This window comes from Bacillus sp. FJAT-29790 (assembly GCF_019039215.1).
Classification (GTDB): Bacteria; Bacillota; Bacilli; order Bacillales; family Cytobacillaceae; genus Cytobacillus.
Genome location: NZ_JAHNZZ010000001.1, coordinates 254,046 through 275,920 on the forward strand (window position 1 = coordinate 254,046; position 21,875 = coordinate 275,920).

Consider the following 21,875-nt stretch of genomic DNA (forward strand, 5'->3'; position numbering starts at 1 on the left):
TTATTTAATAATCTGAGTTGATTGGAGCGGAGGGCACTTGACTCTTGCGGGAATAGAGGGAAGCAAGTGCCCGTAGCGGAAATCAACGGGCAAACTTTGAAGGCTAAAAACAACAATATATGCGAAAACAGCCTAAAGATAAGAGGAGCCACTAGTCAGAGGCTCTTCTTATCTTTATAAACAGGAAGAAAGATATCTACTTGGGTTCCTATATTTACTTTACTTGTAATATAGATTTCCCCGCCAAATGATTGAACGATTCTTTTGCAAACGACTAGACCGAGTCCTGTTCCTAAATCTTTAGAGGTAAAGAAAGGCTGAAAGATTTTTTCGATTTTTTCATCGGGAATTCCTGATCCAGTGTCGGATATTTTGATTTGACATTTATTTGGTAATAAAAAGAGCTTAATCGATAATTGTCCGCCTTTTTCCATGGATTCAAAAGAATTTCTCGTTAGGTTAAGGAGTACTTGCTTAAGTTGATCCTTTGTACAATCTACTAGTATTGGCTCCATTGGGATCAATGATTCGTATTCAACATTGTTAAGATTGGCTTCGGAAGTGATTAGCGGTTCCAAATCGGTAATCACCTTTCTTAAATCGATAATATCTGTTGTTTGCGCCGTTGGTTTTCCTAAGATAAGAAATTCGCTGGCAATCTCATTAATACGGCTGATTTCATCATTAATGACTGAAAAATAGTATTGATCCTCAGCGCTCGTATATTTTTCACTTAACAGCTGTACAAGTCCTTTAATGCCTGTTAATGGATTTCGAATTTCATGGGCCGTGCTTGCGGCTAAGGTGCCTACAAGCTCGAGTTTTTGAACTTCGTTTTCTTTTTTCTCCTTGGCCGTCTGTCTTTTAAGCATTAGATATTTAAGTAGCAGAAACAGAATGTGTAAAATACAAATTAACCGAATAATGACAGACACAGTCTGCATCATGATATCGCCTATATCTCTTTTCGGAATTTCAACTTTGATACTCCAAGGAAGTCTGTCGATCGGAAAGGTAACCGAGTTTTTATTGGAAAATTCTGCAGACCCATTCATATTGATATCCATAATAACCACATTGTCTGAATTAAGCACAGACAGTTTTGTATCAGGCGTTAATAATCTCATGATATTTTGAACATAATCGACTCGTAAATGTGCCACAATAATCGCTAGTAATTTGCCGTCTTCATTTAGGACTGGTTTGCCAATCCCAATAACTCTTTGCCCGGTTAGCAAAGTTTCCTGATGATTAGAAATGATTAGATCCTTCGTCCGGCTAATTTCCTTGATATACTCCATATCGGCAAAATTAGCAGTCTTTAGCAGAGAATTTGATCCTGTGATGACCGTGCCATTTGGATCAAGTAAATAGATTCCACCATATCGAGGGTCTTTCCTATGCGTTCTTTGCAAAAGTGGCTCAAGCCTATCTGGGTAATGGATCACCGTTTCAGCAGTCAATGCTAAAATGTCAAGTGACGTGACCGTCTCGGAAATAAATTGGTCCCAACTTTTTTGATGGATGGAAGCGACCCAAAGCGCGTACTCTATTCGCTGGCGGTCATCACGGTCAATGGCATCGTTCATATAATAAACGATGCCGATTAATGCTGGGAAGATAACAATGATTAAGTATAAAAGGAAATTTTTACGACTTTTCATCATTTTAACTCCATTATTTTGTTTGTTAGATTTAAATATATAGTATATCATTTAATAGGATAGCGTTGAAAGTATTGATCATTCATTTAACGCTTATTTTGTAAAAAAAAGTATTTTAATTGACTAAATTAATAAGTAAATTGACATATACCGGATGGTTTTTTATAATTTATTTAGAATTAAAGATAATTGAATCAACCATAAAAATAATAAAGGAATTGGATAGATATGAGTACTGAACAGGTTAACCAATCATTGAAATTATTTATTGTGCTCTCACGAGCGTACCGGGCGGTAAACGAAAATGTAAATAAACTTATTCAGACATACGGTCTGAATCCTACTGAATTTGCTGTTATGGAACTACTTTATCATAAAGGAGATCAGCCATTACAGCAAATTGGCGGGAAAATACTGCTGGCAAGCGGAAGTATTACGTATGTAGTCGATAAGCTTGAACAAAAAGGCTTTCTAAAAAGAGTAGCGTGCCCGAAAGATAGGCGTGTTACATATGCACAAATTACAGATGAGGGTAAGGGATTTATTGAAGATATCTTTCCAGACCACAAGGAGCAGATTAATAATTTGATGTCTGAACTTTCGGAGGATGAAAAGAAGACAGCGATTGAACTGCTAAAAAAACTCGGATTATCGGTGGGGAGATTTTAAACGGTCCAAATGGGCCGTTTTTCTTACGGGTAAATTAATTAAGTGCCTAGTGTAATGAAGGTATTCACATGCATTTCTCGAAATAGTTAAGTGTTTTTCGAAAAAATTTGAGTAGGGGGCGCGAAACATGAACTTTGAAGAATTTACATATACCCGTCCGAATATGGATGAGGTCAGCAAACGATTTGATTCAGCTTTACAAAAATTTAATGATGCCTCAACCGCTGAGGAGCAAAACGCTGCGATGAAGGATTTCAATGATGTTAGAAATGATTTTGGAACGATGGTCAACCTTTGTTATATCCGCCATTCTGTCGATACAAATGATGAGTTTTATAAAGCCGAACAGGATTATATGGATGAAATCCAGCCGGAAGTGGAAGGATTTGTAACGAAGTATTACGAGGCACTTTTAAACTCAACTTTCCGCAGTGAACTAGAGGGTCAGTGGGGTAGCCAGCTTTTTGCATTAGCTGAAGCCCAGCTAAAAGTCTTTTCTCCGGAAATTGTTCCCCTCTTACAAAAGGAAAATAAGCTGTCATCTGAATATATAAAATTGATTGCATCAGCAAAAATTACCTTCGAGGGGGAGGAACGGACTCTTGCTCAAATGGAGCCTTTCACTGAATCCACTGACCGGGACGTCAGGAAAAAGGCAAGTGAAGCCCGTTTCGGATTTATGGCTGAAAATGAAAAAGAACTGGATCGTATATATGATGAACTTGTTCACGTTAGAACGGAGATTGCTCAAAAGCTTGGTTACAAAAACTTTGTCGAGCTTGCTTATTACCGTATGTACCGAACGGATTATAATGCTGAAATGGTGGCTAAGTTCCGTGATCAAGTAAAGGAGTTTATTGTTCCAGTTGCAACGAAGCTAAAGGAGCGTCAGCGGGAGCGCATTGGGGTGGAACAGCTTAAATATTACGATGAAGGCTTTAACTTTAAGACTGGAAACGCTGTGCCAAAAGGGAATCCGGATTGGATTATTGAAAATGGACAATCGATGTATGACGAGCTTTCAAAAGAAACTGGGGAATTTTTCTCTTATATGAGAGAAAAGCAGCTGATGGACCTTGTGGCCAAAAAGGGAAAGGCTGGCGGCGGCTATTGTACGTATATTGAAAACTACAAATCGCCATTTATTTTCTCCAATTTTAATGGGACGTCAGGAGATATCGATGTACTTACACATGAGGCTGGCCATGCTTTTCAAGTATATTCAAGCAGTCATTATGAAATTCCAGAATACAATTGGCCGACCTATGAGGCCTGTGAAATTCACTCGATGAGTATGGAATTCTTTACTTGGCCATGGATGGAGAAGTTTTTTCAGGAGGATTCTGAGAAATACCAATTTGCGCATTTAAGTTCTGCTTTATTATTCCTCCCTTATGGTGTTTCGGTTGATGAATTCCAACACTGGGTATATGAAAACTATACAGCTACACCGGAGGAACGGAAACAAGCATGGAGAGAGATTGAAAAGAAGTATTCACCACATAAAGACTATGATGGCAATCAATATTTAGAAACTGGCGGCTTCTGGCAGCGTCAAGCCCATATTTATAATTCACCGTTCTATTATATTGATTACACATTGGCACAAATTTGCGCATTCCAATTTTGGAAGCGTTCAAGAGAAAATCATGAAGAGGCTTGGAAAGACTATTTACACCTTTGTCAGTTAGGTGGAAGCAAGCCATTCACTGGACTTGTGAAGGAAGCAAACCTGATATCTCCATTTGAAGACGGCTGTGTTGAGTCTGTAGTAGGGGAAATAGAAAGCTGGTTAAATTCAGTTGACGATAAAAGTTTATAGAATACTAATGATTAAAAGAGCCGGACTGCGTTCCGGCTTTTTTGTGTGGAAGGGGATATTTAATTAACCTTTAGGAAATTCGCCTATTTTTAAAAAAGGTTCTTCTTTGTTTGTCCAGATGTTCATATATTGGAAAGGAAGGAGGAGATTTAGTGAAAACAAATTGGGTGGCATCCTTTCAAATCGCTGCAGTTTATGTAGGGACAGTGATAGGAGCGGGGTTTGCAACCGGACGGGAAATTGTCGAATTCTTTTCTCGATTTGGCTTTATTGGTTTAATTTCAATCTTAATGAGCGGTTACATATTTATTTTCCTCGGCTCAAAATTAATGCGAATTGCTGCTCGGATTCAAGCTACCTCATATCAGGAGTTAAATGATCACTTATTTGGAAAATTATTCGGCTCAGCCATTAATATAGTAATGCTTTTAATGCTCCTAGGGGTATGTGCAGTCATGCTTGCGGGTGCTGGGGCTGTATTTGAGGAACAGATTGGACTTTCTAAGTATACGGGAATAGTTGTGACTATCGGGCTATCGATAGTAGTCATGATCGTAGGGACAAAAGGTTTGTTTGCTGTCAATTCGTTTGTTGTTCCAATGATGATCGCATTTAGCTTTATCCTATTGTTTATTTCCATGAAGCTGCCTACCTTCAAAGAACAGTTATTGTATATTCCTTTTGCAGAAGACGGTTGGAAGGCTGTTGTAGCACCATTTTCGTATGCTGCCATGAATTTAACATTAGCACAGGCGGTTTTAGTCCCTATTGCATCTGAGATAAAGGATGACCAGACGATTAAATGGGGAGGAATATTGGGAGGTGCAGCATTAACCATTATCCTTATTTCAAGCCATTTGACCTTAGTCATGCTACCTAATATTGAAGCATATGAAATCCCGATGGCCGTCATAATGAAAACAATTGCTTCCTCTTTTTTCTGGATTTATGTGTTCGTTATTTATGGTGAAATATTTACATCTGTTATCGGAAATGTTTTTGGAATCGAACGGCAAGTGAGAAAATATTTATCCATTCCAAGCATTGTAACAGTCAGTGCAATATTCATAATTTGCTTCTTTATAAGTTTAATAAACTATGGCACCTTACTCTCATATTTATATCCGTTTTTTGGGTATATAAGTCTCGTTTTTATTATTTTATTATGGATGAAGCCTCTCGAGGACATGAAAGTATGAAGGAAAAAAGACCCGATTATTTCGGGTCTTTGATTAGGCTATAACTTCATCAATAAAATGTAGCAGGGTTTTTGCGACATTCTTACTCGGCTTTTTCTTTCATGATTGTTTTAGCCATCTGCACGAAAGCATCTTTAACATCTAAATTACTTTTTGTGAAAATTGTTAATTTAAGAGGTTGTTTCTTATTTTTAATTAAATATGCAGTAACTGTTTCTTCGTCCGTAGAAGCCTCCATTACGGTTGCGGACTGAAAGAATTCATCACTTGGAGCTTCAATTGTTTCTACTTCTTCATTCACTGCTTCAAGCTGTGATTTCGTTGTTTCCTCCATTAAACTCCATTCAACATCATCAGGAAGAAGTTCAATTCGCATGAATACTTGATCATTTTCTGCTAAAAATAAGATGTCTTTGTTAGGTTCCTCTGCGGTTAATTCATAGTCAGGAAGAACATACATAGAATAATGTTGATTGTCGTTATTCTTTAGAAAAGCAGTTTCTTCTTTTGTTTCTCCATTCACTTTATATTGGATGTTTTGTTCAAGGATCCGAACTACACCATCTTTGTTTTCTTCTGCGTTATCTTCGCTGTTTCCTTTTTCACCCTGGCTCTCACCAGCGTCTTGATCATCCGCGTTTTGATTTTCATCGTCTACATTATTGGTTGGTGCTGTTCCATTCGTTGAATCTCCGGAAGTCTGGCTAGTGCCACAGCCCGCTAAGATCATTCCAAGTAATCCGGTAATCAGCATCCATTTCGCAAGTGTTTTCATTCTGTTTTTCCTCCCATAGGCGCGTAAATTGCTCTTCTAAATTATAAGACGTAATTTAAAATGAGGAGTTACAAAAATGCTTCTCGCTCTTACATTACCATTTCTAAATTATTCCTACAACGTAAAAAAGGGAATTAGGAAAAATGGCATAAACAAACCCGCTTCTTTAAGAAGCGGGTAAACCTTAATAAAAAGGCAGGATCACAAATAAAAATAAATCAAAAATTAAATGGGACACAATCACGAGCGGAATACTTTTTTTCCAAGCATAAAGCCAGCCCCAGAAAAGTCCTGCAATTAAAGCGGCAAAAGCAAGAATCCAATGAGTCGAGTATAGATGCACCGAAGCGTAAAGTGCGGAGGAAACGAATATTCCAATTGGAATATTCGTGTACTTTAAAATTCTCTTTTGAACAAACCCACGCCAAAAGATTTCTTCTCCAGGAATAATAATAAGTAAAAGAACGATATAGTGCCAGAGCAAGGAAGGCGAGTAACGGCCATAGAGTTTGGAAATCTGTTTTGCAACTGGAAGGTTCAACTGTTCAATAATGAAGTGCCCCATCCAAAATAACCCATAAAGAACTAGGCCTGATATAGCTCCGTACATTAAATAGGTAAGAACAGAAGTATGATCTTCTACTTCTTCATTTAAGATCGCATAACTAATTAAAAATAATAGGGAGGCGGTAAAGATATACCAGAAAACAGCTTTATCCTGAAAAGTGAAATACATTAATAAATGTGCGAGCAATAATCCGATAATAAGGCGAATATCGGAGGTGATTTTATTCATCTATACAAACCCCTTTTCTACAATCAAACATCCCCTATTCTAACAAAAATAAAGAACAAATTGTAAGGAAAAGATTTCTTCCGCAATTTTCAAATAAAAAGGGTTGAAAATGATTATCCTAATTAAAGATAAAAAAGGGGGGATTAAAAATGTCAAAATCACAACGGGAAAAAGAACGTGCTTGGACTGTTAGAAAACAGGATCAAAATCCACATGGAAAAGTAAAATCCCTAAAGGAGCTATCACGGGAGAAGGAATAAGTTCATTGGATGCTTGCTAAATCGAAAATAAAAAGCAGCGGAAAGCTGCTTTTTATCATTAATAAATATTGTATACGCTTTCAAAAGGAGGTCTCACACTGCGGATTCTTTTATTATTTTATAGTTTTTATGATTAACAACTGTCCTTTGTTCCAGCTCAAGATCGCGGTAATTATCCATATAGGATAAATCTACGATAACAGAGTTTTCATTTACTTTTTCGACAATACCCTGTAAACCATCACGAAATTCAATCACGTTTCCAACCTCTGCTTTTTTCATAAGCCTCTCCTTTTCTTCCCAGTAATTTATAGATTATTAACAGTTTGCACTAATTTTATTATTTCGTAAAGATTAAAATCTATATATTTCGTGAATTTCCAAATATCTTTTAATAATTTAGTACTTTAGTAGTGTGAACCGGGTGTTTGTCCCTTTTGAGAATGTGAAAGATTTCTGAGAATTCTTCTTTTTAAAACCGATTAAAATAAAAAAAAAATGAATTAACTAGACAGTGAAGGATGTCCGCATATATGATATTTAGAGGCTCGAAATAAATGCGATAAAGGACGGTTTCGAATGCTAAGAAATAAAAATATATGGATTTTGATGAGCGGAGAAATGATTGCTGGATTAGGGATGTGGATTGGGATTATTGGGAATCTTGAATTTTTGCAATCTCAAGTTCCTTCTGATTTCATGAAATCGCTCATCTTATTTTCCGGATTATTTGTTGGGGTCTTGTTTGGACCTATTGCAGGTCGCGTAATTGATCAATACGCCAAAAAGAAAATCATGCTTTACGCTGGGGGAGTAAGAATTCTGTCGGTTGGATTTATGTTTTTGGCCATCGCACAAGAAAGTGTGATGTGGATGATTATTTATATGATTGGAATCGGTTTGTCAGCCGCTTTTTATTTCCCGGCATTACAGGCTGCCATCCCCTTAATCGCTCGTGAAGGACAGTTGCTATCATTAAATGGAATTCATATGAATGTAGGGACAATTGCAAGGATATCAGGAACGGCTTTGGCAGGAATTTTGCTTGTTTATATCAGTCTTCTTGCTATGTATTTATATACTTTTATTTGCTATATTATGATATTCCTATGCACACTGGCTTTGAATATTGAAGAACCGCAAAAAAATGAAAGAAAAGAAGTGAAAAAAAATGTCGGCTTTAAAGATGTGTGGCCAATTATTTCTGGAACACCTGCGATTTTTACTGGTTTATTATTGATGCTTGTTCCGATTACTTTTATTGGAAGTTTTAATATGATGGTGTTGAAAATTAGTGAAATGCAAAATGATCCAGCAATTAAAGGGTTATTATATACAACTGAGGGGATTTCATTAATGATTGGCGCTTTTTTAATCAAAAGGATTTCGGCAGGTAAGAATGTAATTTTGATTTTAATGACATCTGCTTTCTTTATTGCAATTGCCCACCTTACATTATTTTTTGCGGACCAGATGCTTCCGGCTCTTCTTTCTTTTGCTTTATTTGGTTTTGCAGCCGGTTCATTTTTTCCATTGGCCGCGACATTGTTTCAAACACAAGTTTCAAAAGAGTTCCATGGCCGGTTTTTTTCTTTTCGTAATATGATGGATCGCGTCCTTTTTCAGGTCGTATTATTGAGTACAGGGTTATTTTTGGATACAATTGGATTTGAGCATATGGTGCTAAGCTTCGGTGGATTTTCGCTATTCATTGTTATTATTATGGCCATCAGACAAGTAAAATCACCAGTAACCTATATCCAAGAAAGGTCAAAATGATTGCCAGGCTATTTCCTCGGAAATTTCGACAAATTTCTTTAAAATAGAGCTATGTTAAAGCTCATTGTTGAAATATTGCTATTTTGTTGTTGATTGGAACGGAAGGCGCGAGACTCCTGCGGGAAAAGCGAGTCCAAGGGAGACCCCGCAGGAGCGATAGTGACGAGGAGGCTCCCGGACCGCCCGCGGAAAGCGAGTGCCTGCAGTGGAAATCAACAGGGAAGTTTAACAAAGCCAAATAAATAAAAGTGAAGGTGCTTGAAAATGAAAGAAGAACATATTCAAGAAGTGCTAGATAAATTAATGAGCGGTAAAATTTCAGAATACTATGTTTCGAAAGCAGAATTCCTTCCTGTTCGCGACGTGATAGTTAAACGGGATGATTTCAAAAACTTCAGCGGGATCGCCCAGCGTGGGGGAGATGTCCTTTACCGATATTCGGAAACAGCTAGAAGTTAATAAGTAACTGACACTTGAGCCCAAGCAAGTGTCTTTTTTTTGGTTAAGTATTAATTTTGAAAATTAATAAAACCCTCTCTAAGGCCTATGTTCTAAACATAAATTTATGCACATAGATTATTACAGAAAAACAACATTTGATTTGGGGAGGAGTAAAGAGTGGGAATAAGACTGATTAAAATATCATCTGTCTATTTTGCGATTGGGGTACTGCTAGGGTACTATATGTCAAGTACTCATTCTTATGTTTTAGCACCCGTTCATGTACACATCAATCTGCTTGGATGGACGTCTTTAACTCTTGCAGGAATACTCTATCACCTGTTTCCCAACTTGGCAGCAACCAAAGTCGCAAAATGGCACTTCTGGCTTCACAATCTTGGGTTGCCTATTATGATGCTGTCATTAGCAATGGTTGTTGCGGCGAATAATGAATCATTCATAACAGGTACAGCAATTGGAGCAACAGTTACTGCTTTAGGTGTACTGCTGTTTGTTTGGAATATATTAAAGAATTTGAAGGGGTAAATTGTAGAAAAAAGCGAAGACGCCCAGTATTTTGTACCGGGCGTCTATTTTATTTTCCATTTTTCATTTCATAATAGATCTTTTTGGAATAATCTTTTAATGCCCCGATAATCTCATTCTTTGTTCCTTCATCCTCAAGGCCACTAAAACCATAGACAAATCCTGCCCCCTCGCTTTTTTTCCAAACAGGTTCACCTAATAAATGAATTGGTTTCCCATCTAATTCAAAGGTAATTTCAAGTAAATAGCGGTTTTCATGGATGGGAAGATCTAAAGACGACTTAAATTTTACCCCATGCGGACTAACATCCATGATATCAATAGTTCCTATGTTTGAATCTCCGCTTATCCCGTTCGCTCTGATTACTTTAATCATTCCTTGAAGAGGCTTCCGAAACTGAAAGCGGAAAGATTCTTCACGTTTATATCTCATTTCTTCCCCTCCAGAAAATATAAATAGTATTAGTTTACAATAGACATTTTTATTATAATGGAAAAAACATGAAATTCAATCTTTATTCAAGATGTGATATGGAAAAAATAGAAACATTTTAGAAAGATTTTTATAAAATAGATATGGTAAAGATACCCTATATATAAATGAAAGCGTTTTACTTGATAAAGTATGAACAAAGCTTGAAAAACAAGGCATTTCCATTGTTTAAGCTCTACAAAAATGCTATCCTTTTGTAGGATGGAAGTTGTCTGCTGACTTGGAAATTACCTGAGATATCATTTCGGTTTCTATACATAAAGAAACTAGCTTTGGAAAAAATAAAACACTATGAGAGGGGAAAAGAAACAAAATATTCGCCCATTCTTTTTTCCTAAAAAAATAATCTATATTTCCAAAGTATACCCCGTGTTTTAAGTTAGTGAGGCAAATATCTCACACATCTTACTATTCAATATAAAAAAAGGAGATTGATCAAATATGGTTGAAAAGCAATTTAAAGTAACGGCTGAGACAGGAATTCATGCACGTCCGGCAACATTATTAGTTCAGGCGGCAAGTAAATTTAATTCTGAAATTCATTTGGAGAATAAAGGTAAAAAGGTGAACTTAAAATCAATCATGGGTGTAATGTCTTTAGGGATTGGACAAGGAGCGGAAATTAAAATTAGCGCAGAGGGCAATGATGAACAGGATGCACTTAACAGCTTAGAGGATACTTTGAAACAAGAAGGTTTGGCTGAATAATGAGCTTTATACAAGGAATTGCCGCTTCTAGCGGAATCGCGATTGCAAAAGCATACCGCCTAGTGGAGCCTGATTTATCCTTTGCCAAAAAAACAATTGAAGATACCGCCCAGGAAATTGAGCGTTTTCAATCTGCCCTTTCTACGTCGAAGGGGGAATTGGAAGCCATTCGTGATAATGCCTATGAGCAGCTCGGTGCAGATAAAGCAGCGATCTTTGATGCCCATCTTCTAGTCTTAAGTGATCCGGAACTAGTAACACCTATTGAAGATAAAATAAAAACGGATCAAGTGAATGCCGAATACGCATTAAAAGAAACAGCAGATATGTTTATTTCCATGTTTGAGCAAATGGACAATGAGTATATGCAAGAACGCGCTGCTGACATCCGTGATGTAACGAAACGTGTACTATCCCATTTGTTAGGCGTACAACTTGTGAATCCAAGCATGATAGCTGAAGAAGTGATCATTATTGCTGAAGATTTAACACCATCGGACACAGCACAATTAAATCGCCAGTTTGTAAAGGGCTTTACAACAGATATTGGCGGAAGGACTTCCCACTCCGCAATTATGGCCCGATCATTGGAAATTCCAGCTGTAGTAGGTACTAAGGAGTCGACGAAGGAAATTCGTAATGGCGATCTTGTCATTGTCGATGGACTTAAAGGACAAGTACATATTAACCCGACACAAGAGGTAATCACTCATTACGAAAGAGAACAGCAAGAATTTGAGGACCAAAAAGCGGAATGGGCAAAGCTTGCTAATGACAAGTCTTATTCTGCAGATGGACATCATGTTGAGCTGGCCGCTAATATCGGTACTCCGAACGACCTGGAAGGGGTCATCAATAATGGCGGAGAAGGTGTTGGCCTCTACCGGACTGAGTTTTTATATATGGGCAGAGATTCGCTTCCAACAGAAGATGAACAGTTTGATGCCTATAAAGCTGTTCTTCAGGGAATGGGAGACAAGCCTGTCGTTGTACGTACTCTAGATATTGGCGGGGATAAGGAACTACCTTATTTGAATCTTCCAAAGGAAATGAATCCGTTTCTAGGCTTCCGTGCCATTCGTTTATGCTTAGAAGAACAGGATATATTCCGCACGCAATTGCGAGCCCTTTTAAGAGCAAGCTCATTTGGAAATTTAAAAATCATGTTCCCTATGATAGCCACTCTTGATGAATTCCGCCAAGGAAAAGCTATTTTTGAGGAAGAGAAGCATAAGCTTTTAGCACAAGGCGTGACAGTTGCTGACAAGATTGAGCTTGGCATCATGGTTGAAATTCCTTCGACTGCTGTTCTTGCGGATCAGTTTGCCACAGAAGTAGATTTCTTTAGTATTGGAACAAATGATTTAATCCAATATACAATGGCTGCTGACCGAATGAATGAACGTGTTTCCTATCTATACCAGCCTTATAATCCGGCCATTTTGCGTCTTGTTAAGATGGTCATTGATGCCGCACATAGCGAAGGAAAATGGGCGGGGATGTGCGGAGAAATGGCTGGAGATGAACTAGCAATCCCATTATTGCTAGGCCTTGGACTTGACGAGTTCTCGATGAGTGCTACATCGATCCTAAAAGCACGATCACAAATCCGTCAATTAGATAAAAGCGAGATGGAGAAGCTTGCAAATGCGGCACTGCAAATGAAAACAGCGGAAGATGTCGTACAAGCTGTGAAAAATGCAACACAAGGATAATATAGCATTGTCATATTTTTTGAATTAAATAGAATCCACTGGGAATGGACCGAATAAGAACGTACAAATGAATTCATTCACTTTTTCCCTTTTGAACCGGCCTGATATTTTGGGTCGGTTTATTTTTTTATTGCTTTTCAAAAACGCATTAATACATCATTTTGTTGGAATGGAATTCAATTTAAATGGGAAGACGGCACTAGTCGCTGCTTCAAGTCAAGGTCTTGGAAAAGCAATTGCAATCGAACTACTTAAAGAAGGCGCAAATGTAATGATTTCAGGCCGTGACGGCGAAAAACTCCAAAAGGTAAAACAGGAGTTAAAAGAGTTTGGCACCGGCGAAATATCTTACATGAAAGCAGATATTATAAACCCCACAGACATAAAAAGCCTTGTGAAGGCAACAGTTGAACAGTTTGGAACAATAGACATTCTCGTTAATAATGCTGGCGGTCCTCCTGCAGGCACATTTGATTCATTATCAGATGAAGAATGGCAGAATGCTTTTGAGTTAAATTTATTATCCTATGTCCGGATGATTAGAGAATCATTGCCACATCTTCGCCGGCAAGGCGGAAAAATTATTAATATCGCATCCTCTTCAATTAAGGAACCGATTCCGGGTCTAATTTTATCCAATACATTCCGGACGGGCATTATCGGTCTTTCAAAAACATTAGCAAGTGAGTTTGCGGCTGATAATATATTAATTAATACTGTTGCACCAGGAAGGATTGAAACGGATCGAGTAAAACATTTAGACCAAATAAATGCGGATAAACTTGGGGTTTCAAGAGAAGAAATCGAAGAAAATGTGAAAGCTAATATTCCACTGCAACGTTATGGAAGACCTGAAGAATTTGCGAAAGTGGTTGTATTTTTAGCATCAGATGCCAATACATATATGACAGGAAGTGCTTTTTTGGTTGATGGAGGATTGGTGAAATCAATATAAAATCCAGCTTTTCTTTCGAAACTATGTTTACTATTAACAGTTATAGGTAATGTTAGGGGTGAGGAGGAAATTTCCATGCGTAATAAAGGCTTCATGCTTTTGCTGTTCATCCTGTTTTCTCTTACCTTAACTGGCTGTACGCTTAGCACCCAACAATCGATAGTGAACAGTCATGCCGAAGCGTTATTGACGAGAAATAACGAGCTTCAATTCCGGTTTAAAATTAATGAAAAGATCTTAAGCAGTGAGCAAATTTATAAGGTTAAAGTGTCAATACATAATGATAAATTGGCTTCCGCTTTAGGGACGAAGGAAATTATCTATGGAGCAGATTTCTATTATGCTGGTGAATATATTGAGGTAAATAATAAAAATGGAAATTTTATTATTATGAACCCCATTCCATTGCTTAAGGATCTTCACGTATTTGAAATTGAAGACATGATTGTCAAAGAAGATGCTGTATCTGTAGAAGTTTTTAATGATCAAGCTGTCATTGCAAAGGCATTTTTAACAAATTTCTCGTCACAGCTTTAATCGTTTATTATCCTATAAAAGTGTGTGAAATTAGGCCAGGCACAGTGTCTGGTCTTTTATTGTTCGCTGAGAACTCTATAATATCGATTCTCGGGGAAATTGATATTCGTTGATATATTTGTTTTGTTCTATCATAAAGATAAAAGGAGTGCTAAAATAAATGGTAATATTCAGATTTTAGTGAATTCCTTATTCTATAACTCTAATATTTCGACTGAAAGCCAAGAATAAGGAAGAGAAAGACGCTGAATTAGGGGAATTACATATAATTTTTTGGGGGGAACCATAATGATTTTACCGGAAAATACGGTCATTGGTTTTATTGGTACGGGTGTGATGGGGAAAAGTATGGCGGGACATTTGCTTCATGCAGGCTATCCATTAGTGGTTTATTCGCGAACAAAAGCAAAAGCGGAAGAACTTATAGCAAAGGGAGCGGAATGGGCATCTTCGCCAAATGAAGTTGCTGAAAAGGCCAATGTCATTATAACGATTGTGGGTTATCCTGCTGATGTAGAGGAAATATATCTAGGTGAGCAAGGAATTATTACAAATGGGAAAGAAAATACAATCGTCATTGATATGACGACATCGACCCCAACCCTCGCTAGTGAAATTTATGAAGTTGCCGCTAAAAAAGGAATGTTTGCTCTAGACGCACCTGTATCGGGCGGTGATATCGGCGCAAAAGAGGCAAAGCTTTCAATTATGGTCGGCGGTGATAAAGATGCCTTTGAAGCGGTTAAGCCGATTTTTAATCTATTAGGGACAAATGTTGTTTATCAAGGAAAAGCGGGTTCTGGCCACCATACAAAAATGTGTAATCAAATTGCAATCGCCTCCAATATGATAGGTGTTTGTGAAGCAGTTGTCTATGCTGAGAAAGCTGGACTGGATCCTGAAACGGTTCTTCAAAGTATATCGTCAGGGGCTGCAGGCAGCTGGTCGCTGTCTAATTTAGCTCCGAGGATGATTCAAGGCAATTTTGATCCTGGCTTTTATATTAAACACTTTATTAAAGACATGAATATTGCCTTACAAGAGGCTGAAGAAATGGGAATGGAGACACCAGGACTAGCGCTTGCCAAAAAAATGTACGCCCGGCTTGCTGAGGCAGGGGGAGAAAATTCCGGCACACAGGCTCTTTATAAGTATTGGGAATAACCATGAATAAAGAGGCCCCTTCCACTTAATAATATAAGTGATTGTTTGAAAAAGGGGGTTACTTTATGGCGAAAAGAACAAAGAAAAACGATCCACAGCAAAAAAACAAAAAGGGTTTTGATTCAGCAGTATTGGACTCGGAATTCTCCCATGAATTTGGAAGCGCTGCTACGAATAAAATTCATAAGGATAAAGCAAAGAAGGAAAAAGCTTCAAAAAATAACGGTCAATTTAACGGGTAATAAAATCGGACGACCCTACTATCCGAAAATTTGTACAATCATTGTCGGGTCTGACACTGCAGATTTATTTTTCTAATTCTCACTAAAAAGACGATCCTGATGTTCACATAGGACCGTCTTTTTTCTATATTAAGCTAAACGATCTACTTTATAGTGCAAAGCCATTAATATCCGTAATCCCAATCCACTTCATCTTCATGCCAGAAAACTGGAGAAACTGAACCAAAGTCAAATATTTTATTTTCGATCTCGCAAGTACAGTGTTCATAATCACACTGTGCTTTAATCTCTTCAAAAACAGAATGTTCAACACCTTCTATCACAGTAACTGTCATGTCTTCTTGAAAAAGGATAGCCGTGCCTTTCATGGGTTAACGCACCTCTTTTATCATATTTGAAAACGCCTCAACGTGTTTCCTGTTTACATCTATATTGTAAGATTGAAACTTATAGAAGTCTATACACTTGTGAATTTGTTCACAAAAATACCTTTTTCTGCTGCCTTATTTTGAAAATGGGATTCATATTTGGTTTTTACAATTGCCCATTTAACTTAACAAAATTCGTGTTAAAAATTAGTAACTGTTGAATATAATGAAATAAGCAATTAACATAGTTTCATAGTAAAATCTATTTAAATTTAGATAAACTGTGCTATTTACCAAACCTGTTAATGGTTTACAAAAATAAAATGGAGGTTATACAGTGGAGATAAATTTAGAAAAACAGGAAAATGAAGAGACAAAGGAATACGGCGGGTTTTGGATTCGATTTGCGGCATATTTAATCGATTCCATTGTGATCGGAATCCCGTTATCGATTCTCTCCATAATCATTTTTATGATTTTTTTCGGAACATCAGGTGCTTATGATGTCATATTCGCCGACCCGGAATATATGGATCCAGACATGGTGTACCTAGGCTCTTATTTTGGCGCAATGGGGATAACTACATTGATCAACATAGGTGCGGTTGTCGCTTATTTTGCCGGTTTACATGCATCAAAATGGCAGGCAACAGTTGGTAAAAAGCTGTTAGGTTTAAAGGTGACCGATTTACATGGCAATCGAATTTCATTTTGGCGTGCTTTTGGCAGATACTTAGCCATGTCCTTCTTATCAGGAATATTATTAATTGGCTATATTATTGCTGCATTTACAGAAAAAAAACAAGCGCTTCACGATTTAATTGCAGGAACAATTGTCATCAAAAAATCATAAAAATGCTAAGAATCAAGCTGCACAGATCTCGGGTCGGTGCGGCTTTTTATGATTAACAAAGGATTTCTTCGAATAATGTCGTATATAATTTTAAAAAAGAAGGTAATTATTATCTAAATAATGACAAGTTGTGGTCTTTATTGATATAAATAGGCTATTATTAATGTTTGATAAAGAGGAGTTGACAGGGTGGGTTCAGAAAAGCAACGACAACAAAACCAAAAATTAAATTCTTGGCGTTTGTATATGACAATGCCAATTATCTCATGGGCGTTATATGATTTTGCCAACACGATCTTTTCGTCCAATATTAATACGATCTTTTTCCCATTTTACCTGCAGGAGGTCATTGGGGAAAATGAAGTCTTAAATCAGATTGCAAGTACATTCATCTCTTATTCAAACGCGTTAGCAAGTTTTTTTCTTGTCCTTTTTTCCCCATTATTCGGCGTTTTAATTGACCGAACGGGAAAAAAGAAAAAGTATATTGTTATTTTCACGTTGGTATCAGTTATAGCTACCTTATTTATGGGGATTTTTGCAACTAGTGAAATTTCTGGAAATATAATGGGTTTGCCACTTTCCCTGGCGCTTGTCATTCTTTGTTTCATCATCGCAAAGTTCTTTTATCATTCGTGTCTCGTTTTCTACGACGCGATGATATCAGATTTAGGCTCGAAAAAGGAGATTCCATTAATATCTGGATTTGGTGTTGCAGTCGGCTATCTTGGTACTCTTTTAGGATTAACGGTCTACATCTTTGTAGGTGACAACGGTTTTCATGAAGCCTTTATTCCATCTGCTCTCCTTTTTTTACTATTTTCATTGCCGCTATTTTTCTTTGTAAAGGATAAACCATTTGAAGTAGAGCAGAAGAAGGAATCCTTTATATCGGGATATAAGGAAATTTATCAAACGTTTAAAGAAATGAAGCTTTATAAGTCGGTTTTTACATTTATGATTGCTTATTTTTTCTTAAATGACGCAATTGCGACAACGATTGCGATGATGGCTGTATATGCGAAGACGATCGTTGGTTTTTCAACAGGCGAATTTATTTTGCTTTATTTAGTATCAACGGTCTCAAGTATTATCGGTTCATTTATTTTTGGTTATGTAACGAAAGCTAGAGGGGCAAACAAAGCCGTTAAATATGTAGGTATCCTATTGATCGTTGCGCTAATTATTGCGACATTAGCGGCGAATGAAATCATGTTCTGGATCGCTGGAAGTATGTTTGGAATCGCACTTGGCTCAATGTGGGTGACGACCAGAGCATATATTGTCGAATTAACACCTGATCACAAAAGGGGTCAATTCTTCGGATTATTTGCATTTTCCGGTAAAGTTTCATCGATTTTGGGACCATTATTATATGGGAGCATTACTTTAATTTTTGCTGATTATGGGAATCTAGCAAGCAGACTTGCATTAGGCTCTTTACTCATTTTGACAATTATCGGTTTAATTATTCATGCAAGAATTAAAGAAAATGAGGATTAGATTAAAAAAGCAAGCGACTTCGCTTGCTTTTTATTATAGTAATTCCTAATTTATTTATAGTTCCTTTTAATAATTAATATAAACTACTTGACCATTGCATGTTCTCGTCCTATAATCAAATATATACTAAGTAATAATAATTATAAAAAGATAGTTAGTAAAAATAAAGAGGTGCCATCATGAAATTAAGAGAAGAAATGCCGGAATTATTAGGTGCAACAGAATGGATAAATGAAGAGGTAACAAAAGAGGATCTTATTGGAGAAAAACCGACACTTGTTCACTTTTGGTCTGTCAGCTGTCATTTATGTAAAGAAGCGATGCCGGAAATCAATGAGCTTAGGGACGAATATGATGATGAATTGAATGTGATGGCAGTCCATATGCCGCGTTCAGAAGATGATCTTGATCTTGATGTTATTAAACAAATGGCTCTTGGTCATGATATTATCCAGCCAATATTTGTAGACAGCGAACACAAATTAACAGATGCTTTTGAAAATAAATACGTTCCAGCTTACTATGTGTTTGATCATGAAGGAAAGCTTCGTCATTTCCAAGCAGGTGGAAGCGGAATGGAAATGCTAAAGAAACGGATAAATAGAGTTCTTGGGAATGAAGTGACTAATTAAAAAGACTCTGTTAGTAATTAATGATGAAAAATGTAGACCAGCGGGGCGATTTTGCCTGGAGAGAACCTTTTTTGCGGAGCAAAACCCGCTTCTCGGAAGGTAAATCGATCCCGCGTGTCTTTCAACAACATTATTTAACAAAGTCGGTATAAAAAGCTGTTTTACTAGAATTATTCTATTAAAATAGCTTTTTTTTGCGGGAAAATTCATGAAATCTATTAAAATATTTAAAGAAAAATTTTACATTCATGTTATAGTAGTAGGTATAATTGATTATTTTATATATAGGAAGGGCGAAATTTGAGTGGAGCATAAAAAAGGGATTTTATTAGAGAGTGGTACAAATGAACTGGAGATTGTTGAGTTTGGGATTGGGAATAATAAGTTCGGGATTAATGTCATTAAGGTAAAAGAAATAATCAACCCTGTTCCGGTTATTCAAGTACCGCATGCCCATAATAATGTAGAAGGAATTATCGAACTGCGGGGCGAAGTACTGCCGGTTGTTAATGTCTCAACTGCGCTAGGTTTTCCGCCTTCAGATAATCCACAGCAAGATAAATTTATTGTGGCTGAATTTAATAAACAGAAAATTGTTTTTCATGTTCATAGTGTTACACAAATTCACCGAATTTCATGGGATCAAATTGAAAAACCATCCGAAATGTATCAGGGGCCTGAGAGTCAAATTATTGGAGTAATCAAGCTGAATGGCGAAATGATCTTATTGCTTGATTTCGAAAAAATTGTCGTTGAAATCAATCCTGAAACGGGCATAAACGTACAGCAAGTTCAAAAGCTCGGAAAGCGAGAACGTTCGAATAAAAGGCTTGTTGTGGCGGAAGATTCTCCTTTATTGCGGAAATTACTGCATGATACATTAAAGGAAGCTGGATTTCAAAATGTTGAGTTTTTCGAAAATGGCCGCGATGCATTAACTTATTTAGAAAATCTCGTTCAGACTGGAAAAAATATTGAGCAGGAAGTCCAGCTACTTATCACGGATATTGAAATGCCTCAAATGGACGGCCATCATTTGACAAAGAGAATTAAAGATAACCCTGAACTATCAAAGGTTCCAGTTATCATTTTTTCATCATTAATTACGGATGACCTTCGTCATAAAGGTCAGATGGTTGGAGCCGATGCACAAGTAAGTAAACCGGAAATAGCAGAGCTCGTCCTCTTAATTGATGAGTATGCATTATAGAAAGAGATGCAAAAAGGCTGGGGATTTCCCCAGCCTTTTTGCTTGAAATTTTTGCAATGGCTATTAAAAATAGCTTTCACCAAGTTTTTTAAAAACAGGCTTTTCATATGGCCGTTTTTTGTTCATTGGGTTGTCTTCCTTTAATCCTGTATATGTCATCAATAGCTTTTTTGCCTGATTTAGGGAAAGAGAAGCCCGTGGGTTCCTTACATATTCATTTAATCTTCCTAAATGCGGCAAATTGCCAAAGTCAGCTTTTGATGGGGGCAAATGGAATGAATATTCACCACATTCAACTAATACATCTGACTGCTGCTGACTATACTTGGGATTACCTGAAAAGTGAAGCCCTACTTTTTTTGCCTTTCCTTCTGTAATCAGTTTTTGTAAAGCATCTTGCTTAAGTTTGTATAAAAACTTTGGATTTGGTGCCGTTTTTGCATGGCGGTTAACGGTGAAGATTGCTTGTGAGAGGTTTTCAACCGTTGGATGCAGATGAGGGTGTTCGTTTCGTTCCGATTTCAATAGTATGACTCCTTTCTTATATTACAGGGGTATAAGTCTATTATACCCCTTTTTTAATTAAAATGAAAAGAGAATCAGAGAATTACGTAAAATCTGGCTGTTTTCTAAAGGAAATTAGGCTTTCATCTGTTTTTCTTTTTCAGCTGGTGAAGCGTGAATCCTTTTCAAAATAAACAAGATGATGAAAGTGCCTAGCACACATGTTGCTGACCCAGCAGCAGGAGCAATTTACATAGAGAAGGTTTGAAGTGATGTAGCTGCAGCCGATACTATCCCGATCATCTGTTTAGGTGTTTCTGATAGTAGCACATAACCATAAGGAACGCTTCACCAGATCCAAGCGTTAGGAGAAAAAAATAAACCGCCCACAAAAAGGATTCTCAAATCCCTTTAAATCTATAAGGTGAAAACTAGAAAAATAAACGGCAGCCCACTAATGACTGCCGTTTCATTCTATATTCTGCCGTAAAAGTTGATATTTTCTGTGCCGATATTTTATTGAAAGCCGGCAGGATCTTGATAGCCGGCGACAGCTCCATATCCTGGAGCAACGCCATATCCTGGAGCAGCGCCGTATCCGGGAGTTCCATACGGAACTGGATATGGGGACGGAAAGGGATAAGGGACCGGATAAGGAATCGGATAAGGCGGTGGACGGAAAAATAGTGGTGATACTGCAGCCCCTAATATACCACCAGCTAAAAATGGCAATAATCCAAAACCAAAGAATCTTTGATCATGGTACTGAAAATCACTTCGGGGGTAATAATACACTTGGGTAACCTCCTTTTTTATCTTCTTTAAATCAAAAGAATTTCAGATTCAAAAGACTTTCGCTCATAATAAATTATGGAATATGTCCCTCCTGTGCGCATGTCCAAAGGCTATTGTATATGAATCCGCAATTGCCTATCAAATTGTGAGAAAGAAACAAGCATGTAAATTATTCGGGATTGGTTAAGGGGCTAGTCACTCTCGTTTACTAAAGAAAAGGCTGTTTTCGGCATATATTGTTGTTT

Annotated in this window: 25 protein-coding genes; 17 read left to right on the forward strand and 8 right to left on the reverse strand. The window is 37.2% G+C overall.

The genetic code is table 11. The features are described from left to right. Positions 1-155 precede the first annotated feature (155 nt). Positions 156-1,664 (reverse strand): ATP-binding protein, encoded by a 1,509-nt coding sequence (locus BGM26_RS01220; protein WP_217037906.1) that lies wholly within the window; start codon positions 1,662-1,664, stop codon positions 156-158. Between the two features lie 228 nt (positions 1,665-1,892). Between BGM26_RS01220 and BGM26_RS01225 the strand changes: the two genes are divergently transcribed. The 3 genes from BGM26_RS01225 (at position 1,893) to BGM26_RS01235 (ending at position 5,354) form a co-directional block, all read left to right on the forward strand. Beyond that, the gene (locus tag BGM26_RS01225; protein WP_217037907.1) at positions 1,893-2,333 is read left to right on the forward strand and encodes a MarR family winged helix-turn-helix transcriptional regulator; all 441 of its coding nucleotides are present in this window, start codon (positions 1,893-1,895) and stop codon (positions 2,331-2,333) included. Positions 2,334-2,460: 127 nt separating this feature from the next. Continuing rightward, entirely contained in the window at positions 2,461-4,155 is a 1,695-nt protein-coding gene (locus BGM26_RS01230) for a M3 family oligoendopeptidase (protein ID WP_217037908.1), read from the forward strand. 152 nt (positions 4,156-4,307) lie between these two features. Then, positions 4,308-5,354 (forward strand): YkvI family membrane protein, encoded by a 1,047-nt coding sequence (locus tag BGM26_RS01235; RefSeq protein ID WP_217037909.1) that lies wholly within the window; start codon positions 4,308-4,310, stop codon positions 5,352-5,354. 82 nt (positions 5,355-5,436) lie between these two features. Here BGM26_RS01235 and BGM26_RS01240 read toward each other — a convergent pair whose 3' ends face one another. Then, the gene (locus tag BGM26_RS01240; RefSeq protein WP_217037910.1) at positions 5,437-6,129 is read right to left on the reverse strand and encodes a hypothetical protein; all 693 of its coding nucleotides are present in this window, start codon (positions 6,127-6,129) and stop codon (positions 5,437-5,439) included. A gap of 184 nt (positions 6,130-6,313) precedes the next feature. Next, a complete protein-coding gene (locus BGM26_RS01245) occupies positions 6,314-6,925 on the reverse strand; it encodes a CPBP family intramembrane glutamic endopeptidase (RefSeq protein ID WP_217037911.1) in 612 nt (203 codons plus the stop codon). Positions 6,926-7,074: 149 nt separating this feature from the next. Between BGM26_RS01245 and BGM26_RS21315 the strand changes: the two genes are divergently transcribed. Continuing rightward, positions 7,075-7,185 carry a DUF6254 family protein gene (locus BGM26_RS21315; protein WP_254118905.1) on the forward strand — a complete coding sequence of 37 codons (111 nt, stop codon included), beginning with the start codon at positions 7,075-7,077 and terminating at the stop codon, positions 7,183-7,185. A 93-nt stretch (positions 7,186-7,278) separates the two neighbouring features. Here BGM26_RS21315 and BGM26_RS01250 read toward each other — a convergent pair whose 3' ends face one another. Further along, the gene (locus tag BGM26_RS01250; protein ID WP_217037912.1) at positions 7,279-7,467 is read right to left on the reverse strand and encodes a YkvS family protein; all 189 of its coding nucleotides are present in this window, start codon (positions 7,465-7,467) and stop codon (positions 7,279-7,281) included. A 297-nt stretch (positions 7,468-7,764) separates the two neighbouring features. Between BGM26_RS01250 and BGM26_RS01255 the strand changes: the two genes are divergently transcribed. From BGM26_RS01255 to BGM26_RS01265, 3 genes are all read left to right on the forward strand, one after another. Beyond that, positions 7,765-8,964, forward strand: a complete 1,200-nt coding sequence (locus BGM26_RS01255) for an MFS transporter (protein WP_217037913.1) — start codon at positions 7,765-7,767, stop codon at positions 8,962-8,964. Between the two features lie 264 nt (positions 8,965-9,228). Beyond that, entirely contained in the window at positions 9,229-9,423 is a 195-nt protein-coding gene (locus BGM26_RS01260) for a hypothetical protein (RefSeq protein WP_217037914.1), read from the forward strand. Positions 9,424-9,582: 159 nt separating this feature from the next. Then, the gene (locus BGM26_RS01265; protein ID WP_217037915.1) at positions 9,583-9,951 is read left to right on the forward strand and encodes a cytochrome-c oxidase; all 369 of its coding nucleotides are present in this window, start codon (positions 9,583-9,585) and stop codon (positions 9,949-9,951) included. Between the two features lie 49 nt (positions 9,952-10,000). Here the strand turns inward: BGM26_RS01265 and BGM26_RS01270 are convergent, their stop codons facing one another. Next, a complete protein-coding gene (locus tag BGM26_RS01270; protein WP_217037916.1) occupies positions 10,001-10,384 on the reverse strand; it encodes a PilZ domain-containing protein in 384 nt (127 codons plus the stop codon). A gap of 501 nt (positions 10,385-10,885) precedes the next feature. On the opposite strand from BGM26_RS01270, the gene BGM26_RS01275 reads away from it, so the two are divergent. The 6 genes from BGM26_RS01275 to BGM26_RS01300 all read left to right on the forward strand — a co-directional run bounded on the left by BGM26_RS01275 (position 10,886) and on the right by BGM26_RS01300 (position 15,765). Beyond that, the gene (locus BGM26_RS01275; protein WP_217037917.1) at positions 10,886-11,152 is read left to right on the forward strand and encodes a phosphocarrier protein HPr; all 267 of its coding nucleotides are present in this window, start codon (positions 10,886-10,888) and stop codon (positions 11,150-11,152) included. After that, positions 11,152-12,867 (forward strand): phosphoenolpyruvate--protein phosphotransferase, encoded by a 1,716-nt coding sequence (gene ptsP / locus BGM26_RS01280; protein ID WP_217037918.1) that lies wholly within the window; start codon positions 11,152-11,154, stop codon positions 12,865-12,867. The genes BGM26_RS01275 and ptsP overlap by 1 nt, the downstream gene beginning before the upstream one ends. A gap of 169 nt (positions 12,868-13,036) precedes the next feature. After that, positions 13,037-13,822 carry an SDR family oxidoreductase gene (locus BGM26_RS01285; protein ID WP_217040588.1) on the forward strand — a complete coding sequence of 262 codons (786 nt, stop codon included), beginning with the start codon at positions 13,037-13,039 and terminating at the stop codon, positions 13,820-13,822. Positions 13,823-13,897: 75 nt separating this feature from the next. Continuing rightward, entirely contained in the window at positions 13,898-14,359 is a 462-nt protein-coding gene (locus BGM26_RS01290) for a hypothetical protein (RefSeq protein WP_254118907.1), read from the forward strand. Between the two features lie 288 nt (positions 14,360-14,647). After that, positions 14,648-15,523, forward strand: a complete 876-nt coding sequence (locus BGM26_RS01295; RefSeq protein ID WP_217037919.1) for an NAD(P)-dependent oxidoreductase — start codon at positions 14,648-14,650, stop codon at positions 15,521-15,523. A gap of 65 nt (positions 15,524-15,588) precedes the next feature. Then, positions 15,589-15,765 (forward strand): hypothetical protein, encoded by a 177-nt coding sequence (locus BGM26_RS01300; RefSeq protein ID WP_217037920.1) that lies wholly within the window; start codon positions 15,589-15,591, stop codon positions 15,763-15,765. A 164-nt stretch (positions 15,766-15,929) separates the two neighbouring features. On the opposite strand, the gene BGM26_RS01305 is transcribed toward BGM26_RS01300, so the two are convergent. Further along, positions 15,930-16,133, reverse strand: a complete 204-nt coding sequence (locus BGM26_RS01305; protein WP_217037921.1) for a hypothetical protein — start codon at positions 16,131-16,133, stop codon at positions 15,930-15,932. Between the two features lie 337 nt (positions 16,134-16,470). On the opposite strand from BGM26_RS01305, the gene BGM26_RS01310 reads away from it, so the two are divergent. From BGM26_RS01310 to BGM26_RS01325, 4 genes are all read left to right on the forward strand, one after another. After that, positions 16,471-16,986, forward strand: coding sequence for an RDD family protein (locus tag BGM26_RS01310; RefSeq protein ID WP_217037922.1), 516 nt, complete (start codon positions 16,471-16,473; stop codon positions 16,984-16,986). A 246-nt stretch (positions 16,987-17,232) separates the two neighbouring features. Continuing rightward, positions 17,233-18,489, forward strand: a complete 1,257-nt coding sequence (locus BGM26_RS01315; protein ID WP_217040590.1) for an MFS transporter — start codon at positions 17,233-17,235, stop codon at positions 18,487-18,489. A gap of 179 nt (positions 18,490-18,668) precedes the next feature. After that, complete coding sequence (locus tag BGM26_RS01320; RefSeq protein WP_217037923.1) at positions 18,669-19,121, forward strand: TlpA family protein disulfide reductase; 453 nt, start codon at positions 18,669-18,671, stop codon at positions 19,119-19,121. 304 nt (positions 19,122-19,425) lie between these two features. Next, a complete protein-coding gene (locus BGM26_RS01325; protein ID WP_217037924.1) occupies positions 19,426-20,331 on the forward strand; it encodes a chemotaxis protein in 906 nt (301 codons plus the stop codon). Positions 20,332-20,394: 63 nt separating this feature from the next. On the opposite strand, the gene BGM26_RS01330 is transcribed toward BGM26_RS01325, so the two are convergent. Further along, the gene (locus tag BGM26_RS01330; protein ID WP_217037925.1) at positions 20,395-20,856 is read right to left on the reverse strand and encodes a YkyB family protein; all 462 of its coding nucleotides are present in this window, start codon (positions 20,854-20,856) and stop codon (positions 20,395-20,397) included. 495 nt (positions 20,857-21,351) lie between these two features. Next, positions 21,352-21,630 (reverse strand): hypothetical protein, encoded by a 279-nt coding sequence (locus BGM26_RS01335; RefSeq protein ID WP_367949255.1) that lies wholly within the window; start codon positions 21,628-21,630, stop codon positions 21,352-21,354. Positions 21,631-21,875 lie beyond the last annotated feature (245 nt).